Annotated in this window: 14 protein-coding genes and 2 pseudogenes; 9 read left to right on the top strand and 7 right to left on the bottom strand. The window is 59.1% G+C overall.

From position 1 onward, the window contains the following. Nucleotides 1–6: 6 nt before the first annotated feature. From M9924_11270 to M9924_11295, 6 genes and pseudogenes are all read right to left on the bottom strand, one after another. Nucleotides 7–894 carry a sugar phosphate isomerase/epimerase gene (locus M9924_11270; GenBank protein ID MCO5064979.1) on the bottom strand — a complete coding sequence of 296 codons (888 nt, stop codon included), beginning with the start codon at nt 892–894 and terminating at the stop codon, nt 7–9. A 454-nt stretch (nt 895–1,348) separates the two neighbouring features. Further along, a complete protein-coding gene (locus tag M9924_11275) occupies nt 1,349–2,584 on the bottom strand; it encodes an HlyD family secretion protein (protein MCO5064980.1) in 1,236 nt (411 codons plus the stop codon). 43 nt (nt 2,585–2,627) lie between these two features. Next, entirely contained in the window at nt 2,628–3,122 is a 495-nt protein-coding gene (locus tag M9924_11280) for a hypothetical protein (GenBank protein MCO5064981.1), read from the bottom strand. A gap of 74 nt (nt 3,123–3,196) precedes the next feature. Then, nucleotides 3,197–3,448, bottom strand: a complete 252-nt coding sequence (locus M9924_11285) for a hypothetical protein (protein ID MCO5064982.1) — start codon at nt 3,446–3,448, stop codon at nt 3,197–3,199. A gap of 137 nt (nt 3,449–3,585) precedes the next feature. Further along, nucleotides 3,586–3,978: a response regulator gene (locus M9924_11290; GenBank protein MCO5064983.1), complete on the bottom strand. Its 393-nt coding sequence runs from the start codon at nt 3,976–3,978 to the stop codon at nt 3,586–3,588. Nucleotides 3,979–4,188: 210 nt separating this feature from the next. Continuing rightward, a pseudogene (locus M9924_11295) lies at nt 4,189–4,794 on the bottom strand (response regulator). Nucleotides 4,795–5,220: 426 nt separating this feature from the next. On the opposite strand from M9924_11295, the pseudogene M9924_11300 reads away from it, so the two are divergent. From M9924_11300 to M9924_11340, 9 genes and pseudogenes are all read left to right on the top strand, one after another. Further along, nucleotides 5,221–5,637: pseudogene (locus M9924_11300) on the top strand (hypothetical protein). Nucleotides 5,638–6,356: 719 nt separating this feature from the next. After that, the gene (locus tag M9924_11305; protein MCO5064984.1) at nt 6,357–9,140 is read left to right on the top strand and encodes a decarboxylase; all 2,784 of its coding nucleotides are present in this window, start codon (nt 6,357–6,359) and stop codon (nt 9,138–9,140) included. A gap of 43 nt (nt 9,141–9,183) precedes the next feature. Then, a complete protein-coding gene (aspT, locus tag M9924_11310) occupies nt 9,184–10,875 on the top strand; it encodes an aspartate-alanine antiporter (protein ID MCO5064985.1) in 1,692 nt (563 codons plus the stop codon). A 68-nt stretch (nt 10,876–10,943) separates the two neighbouring features. Continuing rightward, nucleotides 10,944–12,557, top strand: coding sequence for a bifunctional aspartate transaminase/aspartate 4-decarboxylase (locus tag M9924_11315; GenBank protein MCO5064986.1), 1,614 nt, complete (start codon nt 10,944–10,946; stop codon nt 12,555–12,557). Between the two features lie 9 nt (nt 12,558–12,566). Continuing rightward, a complete protein-coding gene (aspT, locus tag M9924_11320) occupies nt 12,567–14,261 on the top strand; it encodes an aspartate-alanine antiporter (protein MCO5064987.1) in 1,695 nt (564 codons plus the stop codon). Between the two features lie 34 nt (nt 14,262–14,295). Next, nucleotides 14,296–15,426 (top strand): porin, encoded by a 1,131-nt coding sequence (locus M9924_11325; GenBank protein ID MCO5064988.1) that lies wholly within the window; start codon nt 14,296–14,298, stop codon nt 15,424–15,426. 90 nt (nt 15,427–15,516) lie between these two features. Continuing rightward, a complete protein-coding gene (gene ppk2, locus M9924_11330) occupies nt 15,517–16,437 on the top strand; it encodes a polyphosphate kinase 2 (protein MCO5064989.1) in 921 nt (306 codons plus the stop codon). A 39-nt stretch (nt 16,438–16,476) separates the two neighbouring features. Continuing rightward, the gene (locus M9924_11335) at nt 16,477–16,947 is read left to right on the top strand and encodes a histidine kinase (GenBank protein ID MCO5064990.1); all 471 of its coding nucleotides are present in this window, start codon (nt 16,477–16,479) and stop codon (nt 16,945–16,947) included. Nucleotides 16,948–16,987: 40 nt separating this feature from the next. Further along, nucleotides 16,988–17,350, top strand: a complete 363-nt coding sequence (locus tag M9924_11340) for a hypothetical protein (protein MCO5064991.1) — start codon at nt 16,988–16,990, stop codon at nt 17,348–17,350. 28 nt (nt 17,351–17,378) lie between these two features. Here M9924_11340 and M9924_11345 read toward each other — a convergent pair whose 3' ends face one another. After that, nucleotides 17,379–18,941, bottom strand: coding sequence for a SulP family inorganic anion transporter (locus tag M9924_11345; GenBank protein ID MCO5064992.1), 1,563 nt, complete (start codon nt 18,939–18,941; stop codon nt 17,379–17,381). Between the last annotated feature and the right edge of the window lie 77 nt (nt 18,942–19,018).

Consider the following 19,018-nt stretch of genomic DNA (forward strand, 5'->3'; position numbering starts at 1 on the left):
GGTGCGTTACTTGATAAGCGGCAGGATTGTATCGGCGGTGATGCGCATCTGGTCGGTATAGAACTTCTCCGTGAGCAGGCTGGAGCCGTGGTCCTGAATGAATTTCAACTGTTCTGGCGATATGTCGACCGGATTGCGCTCGACCATGTCGGGATAGCGGTTCGCTGGCGTGCGATCGACCGGGGCGACGAACTCGTTGGTGAGGGCGCCGTCATAGCCGACGTCCTTGAGAATACCGACGATCTTCTTCCAGTCGATGGTGCCGAGACCCGCCGCGAAGCGGTTGTTGTCCGCGACGTGGAAATCGAAGAGCCGCTTGCCAGCTTTGCGGATTGCTTCCTCCACGTCGAATTCTTCCATGTGAATGTGGTAGGCATCGAGGCAAACGCCGCATTCGGGACTGACCGCATCCGCCAGCGCCAGCGCCTGTTCCCCCCGGTTGAACATATAGGTCTCGAAGCGATTGAGTGGTTCCACCGCAATCCGCACGCCGACCTTCTTCGCATGGGTGAAGCATTCGCGCGTGGCGTCCACCACCCATTTCCATTCCTCTTCCTCGTTGCCGTCCGGAACGACCTTTCCGACGGTGCAGGGCACGAGGGTGATGATTTCCCCGTCCAGTTCGGACACCATTGTCAGCACGTCTTTCACATACTGAACCGAGCGCTCGCGCTGGCCCTGGTCCTTCGCTGCCAGATTGCGCTCGCCCAGCATCAGCGTCACCGCACCCCAGCAGCGGATGCCGTGCTCCTTGAGAGATGCGCGTGTTTCGCTGGTCTTGTACTGCTCCGGCTCGCCCGAAATCTCGATACTCTCGTACCCGAACTTCTTTATGCGTCGCAGCGTCGTGTCGAGCGGCTCTGCGCGCATCCAGTTGTGTGTCGAAAGATGCATTGGTCGTCCCTTTCCTCGATTTCGGCTTTCGCTTCGGCGCGGAGCGCCATTCTCCTCCCAAACGACCGCCAGACTTCCATCTGGTTCGACCAATTTGGCTTCAGCCGATTTCTAACGGAATTGAGAAAGCCCTGCAAGCATGTTGGCAATTGGCGAGAAAGAATGTGGATAGATTTGTAATTTCAACTATTTGTTTGTCAAAATGGCGGATATCGGCGCGGCGCTGATTGTGCGCGGATCATTGACTGTATTGGTAAGACCAAATAAGCGAACAGGTGCGAGAAGGGCAGATTTGGAGCGTTCTGCTCGGGAGTGCTTTGCGGACTTGCCATAGAGCGGGGTGCGCACAGGCGTTGCCGCCCGAGGAACAGCTGTCAGGATAGGCCGAATAATCCAGAAACTCACTAAAATGAGCCGGGAGAAACGCTCGAAACGGCAGCCGTCCTTGCAGTTCTCAATGCCCGCCGGAAAACACCAGTGTCTGGAAGGGCAGCAAGATGGCTTGAATTCTGAGCACGATCGCATGAACCACCCCGACCGTGTCGATCATGTGCAAATACAGGCTGGTCATTGTCCCCAGATCCTTTTCCTGGAGGCGATCGTGATTGTTCGTATAAGCGTTCGCGAGGCATTTGCTGCCTGGAGGAACCTTATCGAAACCGCCTTCGAAAAGCGGTTCAAGATAAACCGTCAGTGTTCCGGGTGCAGCAGCTTGCTGAATGTCGACGAGTTGATCGGACGCGCGCAATTGCCCGGCTGCGATGAGCCCCTGCACATCCGTCACGACCATGGGGATGATCGTCAAGGGATTCGATATGCAGGTGGCTTCGGCTACCATCCCCACCTTGATGACCTGTGCCTCAAGCTGGTTGAACGCCGCCACAAGCCCCCAGCGACCTGCATCCGCGGGGATCAGCACGCCCGCAGGTCGCATGAGCGGATTGACTATGTCGCCCTTTCTCAAGGTGAACTGTTCCAGAGTCCCGTCTACACCAGCGCGGACCACAGTCTTGTCGAGTTCGACCTGGGCCTCAGCAAGCTGAGCCTGCGCACTGGCTTTCTGAGCAGGCAGAACCGACGAAATCTGTGCCTCTACGGTCCCTCTGTTCGCCGTCGCCGTTGCGACTGCAGCTTCCCTTCCGGCGACAAGCAACTGAAGCCTCTCGATCTCGCGGGGGGCCACCGAAGCGTCGTGACGTTCGCGCAACTCTGTCTTTGTTTCTAGCTCCTGCAAGGCTTGCTGATGAGCAGCCTCAGCTTCTTGTATGCGCGCATCTGCTGCCGCCAGGTCCGATGTGGCCGATACGATTGCGGCGTCGATTTCCGACAGGCGCCGATTGGCCGTCTCCAATGCCGCTTCCTGTTCAGCGCTGTCGAGCCTGAAGATGGGTTGGTCCATTTTGACCGTATCCCTGACGCCGACATAAACCTCTTCGACGCGGCCCGATCCTTCAGGGAGAATCGGTACGGCACGGAAAATCGAGACGGCATTCGACGTTGAAGGGTGGAAGTACAGAATGAGGGTAATGAGCGAAATCGTCAAGCCGAGGCATGCCGTGATTCCATAACGGAGTTCGAACCAAACCGAGTAGAGCGTGATCTCCTGGCCGAGTCTTTTCCCCTGGACATAGCGCCGATAAAGGTAGTCCGGCAGGATCGTGACCAGCGAGCAAAGAAGCAGTTCGATCATGGTTCAAGCCCTTATGCTTGCCTCTACAGGATGCGCGCCCAACCTATTCCTTGGGACTGATCCGATCCGTTTGCTCTGGAACTGCGGGTGTGTCAGCGGTCGAGGGGGTCGCCATCGCTTCGACCGGGTGCGAAGGCGTCGCAACTGCGGCCGGTGCTTCAGCCGATGAATCGATCTCGCGCGGGGGCCCGCTGTATCCTGCCATCCTTGCAAGGGAAGCGGCCATATTGGCTAGTGGCCCATGGAAATCGGGTATGGGGACAAGCGCGAGGATCAGCGCGGCAACCCAGAACAAATTGTTGTGCGTGAATAGGCCGAGCAAAGCGAGGACTGCGACGATCTCGAATTGTACCTTGTTGGCGTTCTTGTGCGCGAGATGTTCAGGCAGGGCATGAAGGCGGAAGTAAACGCTGCCAAGGCCCAGAACCATCGCCACGAGGAAAATTGCTGCGCCGTTAAGGAACAGATCGGATTCGCTTGGAGAAGTTATGAACACGGGCAGATAGTGCGGCGCGGCCGGGTTCATTGCGGCTGTCATTGCCAACGCTCCCAAATGCTTCATCTATTCGCGCGGTACGTGGGCAAGGACGTCCCATGTCCCGCTTAAACTGTTTACTCTCGGGGAGGCTTTTGCTCCGCGCCAATCAGATATCGCATTATCTCGTCTTCCAGCTCGTCCACAAGAGAAGTGTATTCGGCGATCTTCTTGGCCTGCCGCGGTCTTTGTTTCTTTTCGCGAAGCAGCAACTGCCGCGCCAGTTGGTAGTCCTCACATAGATCCCGCAGAAAATCGTCCACCTGCGCGCGGGATTTTATCAGGTCTGATACATCGACGAACCGGGCCATTGCGGTTGTGAGCAGCATGGACCGATCCTTCGGCGTCCTCATTGATCCAACGCTCTGTTTGACCATGGATGATATCAGCACAAAGTCATGAACGCACCATGGCACTCGAGGCAAGTAAGTTACTGTAAACGGCAAAAGTATTGATGGCTCGGCGCCTATGTCTGCTTGTCATCGATGCCGCGCAATGCGCTGCCGGCGATACTCCGGAGTGCGCCCAAGAGCTCTTTTGCCGGGATCGGCTTTTGGAGGAAGGCGCTCGCGCCGCCGCTCAAGGCCGCATGCCGCACATGTTCGCTATCATTGGCGGTGACGAGAATGACGGGAGCTTTGCACCCGGAGCTGAAGAGCATTCCCATCAGATCGATCCCCGAGACGTGCCCCATGTGAACATCGAGTATCACGCACGCGGCACGGTCCGGATTTGCGTATTCCTGGAAATCCTCTACCGATGAAAAGGCAATAACGTTCAGGCCATGTGCTCGAAGCAGACGTTCAATGCCCCTCAGGAAATCAGGGTCATCATCAACTATGTATACTGCACCCGGCACACGCTCCCGCCATTCTTGATTTGCAGCGCATCGCGCGGACAGTGGCCCCGCACTCATGGCAACCTAGCAGGTCCTGTTTGAAGGTCGACCCTGTCCCGGCGTACAGTCGCGCTTGCGGGCATCGGCGTCGGCGCGGCGCATTGCTTCCCGAGTTGTGTGCCGCGCGGTCTGAACGTTGCCTGTTGGCGGCGTTTCGTTCTCCTGTTCCGACAATATATCGAGCCTTTCGGCCAGAGAGACCAGATCGGCGAGCGTTCTGGCTTGCATCTTCTCGAATATACGGTGACGGTGGGCTTTGACGGTGCGTTCGCTGATGCTGAGATCCCGTGCGGTCTGCTTGTTTGCCTTGCCGCGAACAACGCGCTCAAAGACCTCGCGCTCGCGCGGCGTCAAACTGTTCAGGAGTGTTTGAGCCTCCTGCCGCCATTCGTGCTTCGCGCGCAGTTTTTGCGAATTCGCCACGGCGCGATCTATCGCTTCAACCAGGGTTTGTTCTGAGACGGGCTTTGTGAGTACGTCCTCCGCCCCGGCCTTTATGGTCTTTACGACTGTCGGCACATCGCCGTAGCCGGTGAGGAAAATGACTGGAAAAGTTGCGCCAAGTTCCAGCAGGCGTTGCTGAAGTTCGGGTCCGCTGAGACCGGGAAGCTTGAAATCGAGAAGGATACAGGCCGGCGCTGCTCCTGATTGCAACCCTTTGAGGAAGAGGTTCGCGGATCCGTATTGGGCGACCTCGTAGCCGTGAAGTCCGAGCAATTTGGCGATCGCCGAGCGGAACTCGTCATCGTCGTCTACAATGTAAATCAGATCACCCATGTCCCCAACCATCCGCCATGGCAGAACTCCGGAGCCGGGAGAAATCGCCCGAACTCAGCTTTATCTAATCGCGCGCGGCCAGGAATCAGCTCGCTTGGTCGAACCAGCCCGGCGCGATGGAGAACCGTCGCTCCAAGCAAGAATATGATCGTTCGGAACCGTCTTGTAGCCGGGAGCGCCGACAAGCCAAGGCACCGTAGTTATGAATAGCCATCGGCAGCAATGCTTTTCCGATGGACCCCTGTACCTCGCTCCGCCAATCGGCCGGGAAGCATATGTGTTCCTCGGGACAATGCCTCTAAGGACAACTCACCTTTGGTCAATTGAACAAGGCCCTCATAAGGTTATGCTTTACCCAGTTCCTGAATTTGTCAACGGCACCATCCGGACAAACAGGGTTCGATCACGCTGCCGAGGGACGGCATGATGGACACTTCTAAGATAAGCCTTGTCGCTTCGGTTGGGAGTCCCGGCGGAGACGTCCGGCCGACCGACTCTCATCATGATCGAGTTCGGGCCGAACTGGATCGGGTTTTGAACTCTTCCCATTTTGACGCATCGGAACGCAACCGACGATTCATGAGCTATGTCGTCGAAGAAGCGTTGATGGGGAGAGCGGACCGCATCAAAGCGTATACGATCGCGACCCTTGTGTTTGGCAGAGACGACAGCTTCGACCCGGCGCTCGACCCGGTCGTTCGAATGGAAGCCCGGCGGCTTCGTCGTTCGTTGGAACGGTTCTATCTCTTTGAAGGCGAAAGCGGTCCGATCAAGATCGCTCTGCCGAAGGGTGGCTACGTCCCTCAGTTTGAGACTGCGAGGACGGGGCGACTCCACGAGGAAGGCGCGAGCGCGAACTGCCCCCGGGTGTCTTTCAGGGGTCCATCCGTCTTTGTTTCAGTGTTCGAGCTTGAATACAGCCACCGTCCCGATGTGAGTTTCTGCGACGGTCTCGTCCGGCAGATTGTAATCTCCCTCAGCCACTTTTCAGATCTGACGATCTTCATGCCCCGGGCGGCTACCGGATTTGATCCGCATTGCAGTCTCGCCTCCGGCCCTTCCGATTTTGACTTCCTGCTCGCCGGCAATGTCGTGGCTGACGCAAACGTGTTGAAGGTCAAGACCACGCTGCTGGACGGACATACTGGCAGGGTGGTTCGAGCAGAAACATTCGTGGGCGATATATCAACAAACGACCTGCTCGACGAACGCGACAGGATTGCCGACAACATCGCGCGGCAATTGTCAGGATGCATCACCGTCAATTGTGATTGAGGCATCTGACCAGCCGTAAGATACACCACTCAAACAATGTAGTTGGTCGTCGCAGGGCGCAGCCTGCCGGGCGTAAATAGAGATCGTCCTTCCTGTAGGTCCGCGCAGGTTCTCTTCATGTAAGCCAAGGAATTTCGGCGACCAAGCTACGGTAAGTTACTCTCCGATACTTGCCATCGCTGTCTTCATTGGACCAGTTACTTCACCACCGGCAGATCGTGGACGTGTCTATCCGACGCGGACAGGTTGATTGCAATGCGCCCGGTCGTCGAGAGAGGAAGGCAATGATGGTTGGTTCCGGTTTGGAGGAAACGCACAGGATCGACCATTTTTTCTCCATGCCCGCGGCGCGTGCCGACCGGTGGCGTGAACTTACCGCTGTGGCTGGCAATTGGGCCGCAGGAACCGCAGACGCCGCATCCGTCAGGTCGGTGCTCGGCTCGCTTGGCGCGATCGAAGGGTTCCATGCATATCCTGGCCGCCGATTGATGGCCAAGTTGAACGAGCACATTGAAAGCGGTTCTTCCGAGTCTTTCGCCGAACTTGCAAGGCGGATTTCGCGCTCGATCATAACGCGCCGCTACAAGCAGGATGCGGCGGACTGGCAAAGCGACGATGCCTTCGGCGACGACATGGGCGCTTTCGTTGACACATTTGAGGACACCGAGAAGCGACGTCCTTACTTCGAGATGTTGATGGTGACGCCGGTTGCCGCCATGCGCACCGAAAAGCTGATCGGTGAGATGCGGCGTATGCGGCGACCCGAAGACAGCTTCATATATGAGGCCGTTCAGGTGTCGTCGTTCGAGGACGCGATTAGTGCGGCGATCATCAATCCGGCGATTGCGGCTGTTACGATCTATGAAGGCTTTGCACAAGCCTCCTCGAGTGCGGCGCCGATCCTGCGAAGTTTTCTGGATGCTACGGGTTTCGGTTCGGCTTCTGTCTCCGAGGAAGATCGACCGCTGGCGCTGGCCAATGCCCTCAAGCGCATTCGCCCCGAGATCGATATCTACCTTTTGTCGGACCGGCGCGTCGAAGCAGTTGCAGGCGACGAGCGCGCGGCAGCCGTGCGTCGCGTGCTCTACTCGGTTGAAGAAATGCTGGAACTGCACCTCACCGTGATGGAGGGGATCGCAGCCCGCTACCGGACCCCCTTCTTCGACAATCTGAAAAAATACGCGATGCGTCCGATCAGCACGTTTCACGCGCTGCCCATCGCGCGCGGCAAGTCGGTGTTCAAGTCCGACTGGATTCGCGACATGGGGGAATTCTACGGTCTCAACCTGCTCCTGGCCGAAAGCAGCGCGACGACGGGCGGCCTGGACAGCCTTCTGGAGCCAACCGGCAACATCAAGATGGCGCAGGAGATGGCGGCGCGGGCGTTCGGTGCGGACCGCGTCTTCTTCGTGACCAACGGCACGAGCACTTCGAACAAGATGGTTCATCAGGCGCTGGTCGCGCCCGGCGACATCGTCATTCTCGACCGCAATTGCCATAAATCGCATCACTACGGCCTTGTCCTGGCCGGTGGCCAACCCCTCTACGTCGAGGCGTTTCCCATGACGGCCTACTCCATGTACGGGGCAGTGCCGCTCGCCAGCATCAAGGACGCGTTGCTGGCGCTCAAGGAGGAAGGCCGGCTCGACCGTGTGAAGATGGTCGATCTGACAAACTGCACCTTCGACGGCCACATCTACAACACGCGGCGCGTGATGGAGGAGTGCCTGGCGATCAAGCCGGACCTCGTGTTCCTCTGGGACGAGGCGTGGTTCGGCTTCGCCCGCTTCTCGCCCTTCCTGCGTCCGCGCACGGCGATGGGCGCGGCTGCCGCGATAGAGGCCTGGATGCGGGATCCGGGGTCCGTCGCTGACTATGAGAAACAGCAAAGCGAGCTTGGCAAATCACCCTCACGGGAAACCCTGCTCAGGACACGGCTCATTCCCGACCCGCGAAAAATCCGCTTGCGCGTCTACCAGACCAATTCCACCCACAAGTCGATGTCCGCGCTGCGTCAGGGGTCGATGGTCCTTGTCAAGGATGTCGATTACCACACCGTCGAGTCGCAGTTCCGCGAGGCGGTCTTCACGCATGCGTCCACGAGCCCGAACCAGCAGCTCATCGCCAGCCTTGAAATCGCCCGCCGGCAAATGGAACTGGAAGGATATGGCCTTGTCACGAACGCGATCGAGATCGCGTTGGCGATCAGGCGCGAAGTGAATGCGCATCCGCTCATCTCGAAGTACTTCAAGATACTCGGCGCCGACCTGATGGTGCCGTCGGAATACCGGAACACCGGATTTGTCGACTTCCTGTCGCCGGGCGTCACCTGGGCCGACCAGGTGCGGAGCATGCATGAGGACGAGTTCTGCCTCGATCCCACGCGCATGACGCTCGTTTGTGGAACGGCGGGGTTCGACGGGACGGAGTTCAAGGCGCTGCTCGCCAACACATACGATATCCAGCTCAACAAGACGTCCCGCAATTCTGTCCTGCTGCAATCCAACATCAACAATACACGCAGCGACATCGCGCACCTGATCCGCGTGCTGCTGGAAATCTCGCACGGTATCGAAGATCGGCTTGCGCAGGGTGGAGAGGCCGGGCGCAAGTCGTTCGAGGCGCGCGTCAAGGCATTGATGCATGAGGTGCCCGATCTTCCCAATTTCAGCCGCTTCCACGATGTGTTCAGGAGCGACGCGGGCGAACGGACACCGGAGGGCGACATGCGCACGGCCTTCTACGGTGGCTATGATCCGGAAGCCTGCGAATATGTTCCGATCAACTCCGAAGAATGCGACCGGCGCCTGCGGGAAGGTCCGGAAATGGTCTCCGCGAACTTCGTCATACCCTATCCGCCCGGCTTCCCGATCATGGTGCCGGGGCAGGTAATCACGCCGGAAACCATCGACTTCATGCGTAAGCTCGATGTGAAGGAAATCCACGGTTACGAGCGCACCAGGGGCCTCAAGCTGATCAAGCCCGACATCGTGGCGGCTGGGGTGCGCCGAAAGGAGCGGACGAAAGCGCCGCCCAAATCGAAACGGGCAGCACGCGCTGAAGCAGAGTGAACGCCAAAGCTGAGGGAACCGCTTTCGCGGGGAAAGAGGGATCATGTTTGAGTGGTTTGCCAACACGCTGCGCCAGTATCCGGAGATCGCGATCTTCGTCTCGCTCGCCTTCGGGTACTACTTCGGCTCCTTCACCTATAAGGGCCTCGGGCTCGGAGCCGTCACCGCGACGCTGATAGCGGCGGTGATCATCGGCCAACTCGGCATCGAGGTCACCGGCCCGCTGAAGCCCTTCTTCTTCCTGATGTTCCTGTTCGCCATCGGCTATGCGGTCGGCCCCCAATTCGTGCGCGGCATTGCCAAGGACGGGCTGCCACAGGCCGTCTTTGCGGCGGTGGTATGCGTCCTCTGCCTGCTCAGCGCGTATCTTGCCGCAGTGCTTGCTGGCTACGACATCGGTTCGGCGGCGGGGCTGTATGCCGGTTCGCAAACGATCTCCGCCTCTATGGGCCTTGCGACCGACGCCATAAATCGCCTCGGCCTGACGCCGGACGAAAACAGGGCTTTGCTTGACGCAATGCCGGTCGCCTATGCCGTGACATACATCTTCGGAACCATCGGCTCTGCCGTGATCATTGCCTTGCTCGGGCCGGCGCTCCTGCGGATCGACCTCGAAGAGGCGTGCAGGCGATACGAGGAGAAGCACGCCGGAAAGAAGGTGGCAGGTGGTCCCGGCACCGCGTGGCACCAGTTTGAACTGCGCGCCTATCGTGTTCGTGAAGGCGCAAGGATCGTTGGCAAGACCGTGATCGAGGCGGAGCGTCTTCTGCCGGAGCATCGGGTCTATTTGCAACGGGTACGCCGCGGCGACGAGGTCGCAGAGGCGACTTCCGACACCGTTATCCAGAGCGGCGATGTCGTTGCGATCGCCGGTCGCCGTGACGTGCTGGTCAATCTGATCGGCAGCACCGCCGAAGAGGTCGATGACCGTGAACTGCTGGCGGTCCAGACCGAAGGCCTGGACGTTTACGTCACGAGCAAAGGGGTCGATGGGAAAACGTTGGCGGAATTGTCGCAGATGCCTTGGGCGCGTGGCGTTTTCCTGCGCAAGATCACGCGTGGCGCGACCGCGACCGACATACCGATCCTTCCCGATACAGAGATCAATCGCGGCGATATCCTAACCCTTGCGGGCCGTGCGCAGGACGTGGCCCAGGCAACGAAGGTCCTTGGCTATCCTGACAAGGTGACCGATGTCGCCGACGTCATGTTCATCGGCGCCGCGATTGCGATCGGGGCGCTCGTCGGCGCACTCGTCTACAATGTCGGCGGCGTGCCGCTGACGCTGTCCACGTCCGGCGGTGCATTGATCGCGGGCATCTTCTTCGGGTGGCTGCGGTCGGTTCGTCCGAAGTTCGGGCGCATACCGTCACCAACAGTGTGGTTCATGAACTCGGTCGGCCTCAACGTGTTCATCGCCATCGTCGGACTTTCCGCCGGGCCGAAATTCGTGGCGGGATTGCAGCAGCTTGGCTTCGGCCTGTTCCTCTGGGGAATTTTCGCAACGACCCTGCCGCTCGTCCTGTCCATGTACGTCGGAAAATACCTGTTCCGCTTCGACGACGCGATTGTGTTGGGCGCTGTTTCCGGCGCGCGGACGACGACTGCGTCGCTTGGAATGGTTACCGACCGCGCCAACAGCCAGATCCCGGGCCTTGGGTATACCGTGACCTATGCGGTGGGCAACACATTGCTGACGATTTGGGGAATGGTCCTCGTGATCCTGCTCTCCTAGCTCGTCGCATCGGACATTTCTTAAGGTGCAACCGACCGCGCGCTGATCAGCGCAATCTGGAGCGAACCATGGCTGAATTGATGACCCTCCGTAAGTTCGAATCCCTGAGCCCGTTTGAGATCAAGAATGAACTGATCGATCTCGCCAAGGACGCTTCGAGAACCGTTCAAGCGGCATTCCTGAATGCGGGTCGTGGCAATCCCAACTGGATCGCGACCGAGCCGCGCGAAGCGTTTTTCCTGCTCGGGCAGTTTGCCATCACCGAAAGCAAACGCGTGATGGACATTGCACCCGGCATCGGCGGTATGCCGCAGGCCAGTGGCATCGCCTCGCGGCTTGAAAGCTGGCTGGTCAAGCACGGCGACATGCCGGGGGCCGCTGTCCTCATGAAAATGGTGAAATTCGCGGTCGAGAAATTTGCATTCGATCCTGACGCCTTCGTTCATGAGCTGGTCGACTCGATCATCGGCGACAACTATCCCGTGCCGGATCGCATGCTCGTCCATAATGAGCGGATCGTGCACGAATACCTGATGTGGGCCATGTGCGGCGAACCGCGTCCCTCCGGCAAGTTCGACCTCTATGCCGTGGAGGGCGGCACGGCGGCGATGTGCTACATATTCAAATCGCTAAAGGCCAACAGGCTGCTGTTCCCGGGCGACACCATCGCGCTCGGAACGCCGATTTTCACGCCCTATCTCGAGATGACGCATCTCGAGGATTACGACCTCAAGGTGGTCAAGATTGGAGCGCCGCAGGAAAACAGGTTCCAGTATTCCGACGAGGAAATCAGGAAGCTTGAGGACCCGAGCATCAAGGCATTCTTCATCGTCAATCCCGGCAATCCGACAGGCATGGGGATGGACCGGGAAACGATCGGCAAGATTGTGAACCTCGTCAAGACGAAGCGTCCCGATCTCATGCTGCTGACCGATGATGTGTATGGAACCTTCGTCGATGATTTTCGCTCCCTGCTCGGCGAGCTTCCCCGCAATACGATCGGCGTCTACTCCTATTCCAAATATTTCGGTTGCACGGGTTGGCGCCTCGGGGTGATCGCAGTCCACGAGGACAACATCTTCGATGAGATGATCGCGAAACTCCCGCCCGATCAGTTGAAGGCTCTCGACAAGCGCTACGGACCGATAACGCTTGAACCCCGCAAGCTGAAGTTCATCGACCGCATCGTTGCCGACAGCCGTGACGTCGGCCTCAACCACACCGCCGGGCTCTCCCTGCCGCAGCAGGTGATGATGACGATGTTTTCTCTTTCCGAATTGATGGACGTTGAAAAGGCATACCAGAAGGCATGCATGGAAATCGTCAAGAAGCGCTTCTGGGCGCTGGTCGAAAGCCTGGGCCTTGAGCTGAGCCCGAACGCCAATTTCGATGCCTATTACGGGCTTATCGACTTCGAGTTCTGGGCCCGGAAAAATATCGGTGACGAGGCGGTCGAATATTTGAAAAAGAATGTCCATCCGCTCGACTTGGCCTTCCGGCTGGCCGAGGACCACGGCATCGTGCTGTTGAACGGAGGCGGTTTTGAAGCGCCGCAGTGGTCGATGCGCGTCTCTCTGGCCAACCTGCCCGATGAAGCCTACGACGCCATTGGCCGAGGGGTGCGAACAATCGCGCGGGGCTATCGGGACGTCTATGAAGCGTCGAAGACGCCGAAGAAGTGACCGCGCGCAATGCTGCCGTGGCTTGAGCAATTTCTCGTACGGTATCCGGAACTGGCGCTCTATCTCGCTATCGCAATCGGCTATCTGATCGGGGCAAAAAAGTTCGGGACCTTCTCTCTCGGGCCGGTGACCGGCTCTCTCTTTGCGGGAATACTGATCGGCCAGTTTGCGGAAGTACCCGTTTCCGCCACGACCAAAGCGTTCCTGTTCCTGCTGTTTCTTTTCGGCATAGGCTACTCGGTCGGTCCGCAGTTCCTGCAGACCATGCGGAAAGATGGCTTGAAGTCTGTCGCGCTGGCGCTGGTTTGCTCAGGCGTCGGGCTTGCCACCGCCTATGTAGTGGCGCGATTTCTCAACCTCGATGCCGGCTTTGCCGCCGGCCTGCTCTCCGGCGCACTGACCCAAAGTCCTGCCATGGGCACCGCGACCGAGGCGATTGGCGCGCTCTCGCTGCCTGCAGCCGAGCAGGCCAACCTTGTGGCTCATGTCGCTGTCGCCGACGCTGTTTGTTACCTGTTCGGAGCCGTCGGGGCGATCTGGTTCTGCAGCGTCGCCGGTCCCAGGCTGCTGGGCGTGGATCTCGAAAAGGAGGCCAGGCAGTTGGAGCAAAATCTGGGTATCGAACGAAAGACCGAAGGCGCGGTTTCCGGCTATCGCCAATTCGAGTTCAGGACCTACAGAATTGCTCCGGGGAGGTCTGCGGCAGAGAAATCGATTGCTGAAGTCGAGGCGATGGCCCCGGGCCGCCGCCTCTACATCCTGAGAGTCCGGCGTGGTGGCGAAATCATCGATACGGCACCTGATCTGATGCTGCATGCCGGCGATATCGTCGCCGTGGCGGGCCGCCGGAGTGCGATTGTCGAAATGATCGATACGCAGGCCGAAGAGATCGAAGACCGGGAATTGCTCGACATACCGTTCCTGATTAGCGAGTTGCTGCTCACCAAAGTGTCAGGCGCGACGCTCGCCCGCATTGCCACGGAAGGCTGGGCCCGAGGACTATATCTGCGTTCCATCAGGCGAGGTGAGGTCGAGCTTCCTATCAGGCCGGACATCGTCCTTGAACGAGGCGATATCTTGAGCCTTGTCGGTCCGGAGCCGATCGTACGGCGTGCCGCCGACGAACTGGGTCCGATTATTGCGCCGACAACTTCCACCGATTTCGTTGTGCTGGGCATGGCCATCTTTCTTGGCGGACTGGTTGGAGCCGCGATACATATCCCGGTTGGCGGCATCTCCGTTTCGCTCGGAACCAGCGTCGGCGCTCTGGTCGCGGGTCTGGTTGTCGGCCATCTGCGAACACGGTATCCACTCTTCGGCCGAATACCGGACGGGGCGATCGCGCTGATGACGTCATTGGGCCTGGCTGCTTTTGTCGCGATGACCGGTCTGCACGCCGGGCCGATTTTTGTCTCGGCGCTCAGGGAAGTCGGGCTCGGGCTGCTGTTCGGCGGCGCCATTGTTACCCTGACCCCGCTTGTCGTCGGGCTCTACTTCGGTCGATATGTGCTGCGCATGAACCCGGTTCTCCTGCTGGGGGGTATCGCCGGTGCACTCACGATGACTGCGGCGATGGCTGCCGTTCAGGCCAAGTCGCGCAGTCCTGTCACAGTCCTGGGTTATACACCGGCCTATCCTGTGGCCCAGATACTTCTCACGCTTTGGGGAACGGTGATCGTCATTGCAATGGCGGGCGCGTCCTAGCCAGGTCGATCGAGGTAGCAAGGGGAACACCAAGATGAACTGGAGCTTGAAATCGGGTTGGCTGGGTGTGGCGCTTCTTGCGGCTGCGATGGCCCCGGGCGTCGTGCGCGCCGAAGGGCTGAAACCGATCGAATATACCCTTCCTGATGGGACGATTGTCCGCTTCTCCGGGCAGATCAATATGGGCGTGCTCCACTATGACGACGGTCGAGACGGCTTCACCAATTTCGTCGACAACGACAATTCCAGCTCAAGGGCCCGATTCCAGATATTCAATACGACCGGCGACTGGAAATTCGAATCCACCCTTGAAGCCGAATACCAACCGTTGGCGTCCAACACCGTCAGCCAATTCAACGACGAGCCCGACTGGGACTTCCCGTCAACCAACCTCCGCAAGGCGGAGATTGCATTCGCCAATGAGAGATTCGGCAAGCTTTGGCTCGGTCAGGGCAGCATGGCGAGCGACGGATCGGCTGAAGTCGACAATTCGGGAACGAACATCATTGCATATTCCAGCGTCTCCGATACGGCGGGAGGCTATTTCTTCCGCCTTAACGGCAATGGCCTGTCGGACGTGACGGTCGGCAGTTCGTTTTCAAACTTCGATGGACTTGGTCGCAAGCTGCGCGTGCGATACGACACTCCGACCTTCCACGGATTCGGGCTGCGGGCTTCCTATGGCGAGGATGCGCTCGGCGGGAAGTCGGATCCGCTATACGACATTGCCGCCGTGTATTCCGGTGGCTCTGACGTGTTCGACGTCGATGGCGCCATCGCCTATGCCCATAATGACGGCAGCGATGTCGATACGCTTTCTGGGTCAATTTCGGCGCTTCACAAGCCTACCGGTATCAGCTTGACCCTCGCTGCGGCCCGCGAGTTCACGGACGGCGTCGAGGGGAGCTATGGATATGCCAAGCTTGGCTATCAGCACGATTTCTTCGACATCGGTGCAACCGCATTTTCAGTGGACTACTATTTCGGCAAGGACATCGCGGCTGATGGTTCCGACAGCGATTCGATCGGATTGGCTGCGGTACAGAATATTGACGACTACAATCTGCAGCTATGGGCGCTGTGGCGAAACTACAGCTACGACGACGATGGCGGCGAATACGATGACGGGCAGGCCTTCTTCGGCGGCGCCCTTTTCAAGTTCTGACCGGCGCTACGGTAACTTACCCTTTGATCCTTGAACCCTGAAATCGACTGGCGACAATTGCCGGACGCGCATGTTGCCATAGGCTCTTGAATGGCCGCGCCCTTGGTCGCGAGTTCGGAGGAAATGATGGGCAAGGCGAAAGCAAGAAAAGCAAAAGAGACCCAGGAAGGTGAGAGCGGCGGCACGGAAGGCGGAGCAACCGTTTCGTCTTCCCCGGAAGATGGCACGGAATCCGGCAAGAAGTCCGGGGCCCGTTATGCCAAAAAGCTGGCTCAGTTGCAGGTCGAGATTGCGCATCTCCAGGCCTGGGTGAAAAAGTCCGGCGCGCGGATTGTGATCGTGTTCGAGGGTCGGGATGCCGCAGGCAAGGGCGGCGTCATCAAGCGCCTGACCGAAAGGGTCAGCCCTCGCGTCTTCCGTGTCGTGGCGCTGCCCGCACCAACCGACCGTGAAAAATCCCAGATCTACATGCAGCGCTACGTGGCGCAGTTGCCGGCGGCCGGCGAAGTCGTGATTTTTGACCGATCCTGGTACACGCGGCCCGGCGTCGAACGCGTCATGGGCTTTTGCAGCGAGAGCAAGGCGCGCCGCTTCCTCGAACTGGCGCCCCGGTTTGAGGCGGCAATCGTCGAGAGCGGCATAACTCTGCTGAAGTATTTTCTCGACGTCAGCGAGGAAGAGCAGGAAAAGCGATTTCGGCAGCGCATCGACGATCCGCTGCGGCAGTGGAAACTCAGCCCGATGGACATCGAGTCCTACCGGCGCTGGTGGGACTATTCGAAGGCCTACAACGAGATGATCCGCGCGACCGACACGGCACATGCCCCATGGTGGGTTGTGCCCTCGGACGACAAGAAGCGCGCCCGCATCAACTGCATCTCGCACATCCTCAGTTCAATCCCTTACGAGCAAGTTCCTTTCGACGAGCCCAAGCTGGGCAAACGACAAAAACGCCCGGACGACTTTGTCGACGACGATGTTGGAAGGCGCATCGTATCCGACGTGTTCTGACCGCTGCCTGTCCGAGAATATCCGCAAGGGAGATGAGCCATGTCCGAGGGCAAGAAAATCGATCCGAACGCAATGCCGCCAAGCGCCGATCAGCTTCGCAAAACGCTCATCGACGAGCAGATGGCGGAGATGAAGAAGCGCGAAGCGCAACGTGCCCTCGAGCAGCAGAAGCTGACCGCCTTCACCGACGATTTCCTCAAAGGGCAGGTGACGGACGACGAGATTGAGCGGATTCGGCGCATCGTCATGAGTGCGGTGAAGCAGGGGAAGTACGAGGCGCTCGTTTACACCTTCCCGTCAGATCTTTGCTCGGACAGCGGGCGGGCTATCAACAGCGGAGACCCGGCATGGGCAGATACGCTGATGGGCAAGGCCCGGCAGTTCTATGAACGCTTCGTCAGGTTCGGAAAACCTCAGGGTTTCAAGCTGAAAGCCATGATCGTGACCTTTCCCGGCGGCATTCCGGGTGATGTCGGATTCTTTCTGAACTGGGCACCCGAAGCAAAATGAAACGGCTTGTGGCAATTCGAACTCTTGGGAGCATTGCGCGATGACGTCTGTATCGCTCGCATGGCATGGCGGAAAAAGAACAGTGCGAACCCTGTCCAGAAGTGCCGGCGCATTGATTTGCCTGGCTTGCTGGCCAGGCCATTCCTCGGCAGCCGATCTGTCGTTCAGGGACTTTCCCTACCTGATTTTTTGTGAGTCTCACGGGACCGACTATGCGTTCTATTTTTCCCGGCTCGGGAGCGACGGACGCGCCATATATCTCACGCCGGACAATCAGGCCGGGACCATCACAATCGACGGCGTGGCGCTCAGGGTTGGTGGCGACCAGTCGGGAAGCTGCTTTGACAAGACCCTCGATGAATTGAGGGCATCCGGCCAGGCGTTCGACCTTCCAGCGCGCTGACACCGACGCCGCGATGTCGCGGCCGCACTCAGCGTGACAGCGATCCGCTGCTTTCGTAGGCGTGAAGCGCTGCTTCGGCATTGTGGTACATGGTATTTGGACCCAGCATGTCGGGGAGCGTGGAGGCCCTGATATAGTCGAGCACTGCCGGATTGAGGCCGGCCAGCCATAGCCGCACACCCCGTTCCGTCAGGCGCTGACTGCCTTCGGCCAACATCTGCAAGGCGGAGTATTCGATGTCCACGGCACTGCTGAGATCGAGCACGACGACGCGAGGGCTGTAGGTCGAGATCGCGGCCTGGATCTGGTCGCCCACCTGTTGGGCGTTGAGGAAAAATATCCGGCCTTCCGGTCGAAGGATAAGCAAGCCCTCGACGGTCTCGTCATCCGGATGCCTGGTCAAAAGCGGTCTCAATATGCCGCTTCCTTTTTTGCGTCCGATTATGTGCACCGTTGGGTTGGCAACCTGCATCGCTAGGCTGACGAGCGAAAGTATGATCGCGACCACTATCCCTTGAAGCGTTCCAAACAGAAGCACGCCCAGGAACGCCACTATGGCCCACCGGAATTCCATTCGCCTGACTGCTCGAATGGAGGCAAATTCGGCCGGCTGGATGAGGCCGACCGAGTAGGTGATCACGATTGCGGCCAGCACCCCCTGCGGCAGTGGCCCGAGGAGCGGCGCCAGAACCAGCATTGTTGCAGCCGACGCGGCAGCCGTCACCAGCGAGGCTCGCTGCGATCGTCCGCCCACCGCTCGCACGATTGCCGTCTGTGATGTGCCGCCGCCTGCGGGCATGGCCCCGAAGAAAGCGCCCGCGAGATTTGCGGCGCCGGTTGCCACGAGTTCGCGGTCGGCTCTGACGGGCGGATCCCGGGGCAGGGCGAAGGCTTTGCCGGCAGCAATCGTTTCAGTGAAGCTCATCAACGCGATGCCGAGAGCCCCGGGAAACAACATCTGGACCAAGGCCAGGTCCGGTAGCGTGGGCGAAGGAAGGGCTTGGGGTATAAGACCCACCGTCGCGACGCCGTGCGCGCTCACGCCAAACAGCCACGAAAGCCCGATTGCGGCACCCATTGCGATGAGCGGAGCAGGGGAGTGAGCCCAGAACCGCTCCAACAGCAGCAGTGCCGCAAGTGTCGCAACCGCAAACGTCAATGTGAGAAGCGATGTCTCGGACAGTTGTTGCAGAATGCTGAGGGCATCGCGAAAAAAGCCTTCCTTGGTAATGTGTATCCCGAGCAGTTTCGGGATCTGGTCGAGCACGATCACCACCCCGATCCCGGCCTTGAAACCGGTCAGCACCGGTGCGGAAATGAAGTTGGCGACAAACCCCAATTTGAGCACGGATGCCGCGAGCAAAATCGCGCCGGTCAGCGCGGTCAGCGTCGCTGCGGCGACGATCAGTCTTGCAGGGTCGCCATCCGGGACTGCGATGCCCAGCTGCGTTCCTGTGAGAATGGCGAGGGTCGTCGTGGAACTGACGCTCAACACGCGCGAAGTCCCGAGAAAGGCATAGACGATCATCGGCAGGAAGGCTGTGTAGAGCCCCACGCTTACCGGCAAGCCGGCAACGGTGGCATAGGCCATCGCCTTGGGAAGGACGACGGCTGCGGCCGTCAAGCCGGCAACAAGATCTGGCTTGAACCCGCCGGTCGACGAGGCGA

The organism is Rhizobiaceae bacterium (genome assembly GCA_023953835.1).
Lineage (GTDB): Bacteria > Pseudomonadota > Alphaproteobacteria > Rhizobiales > Rhizobiaceae > Mesorhizobium_G.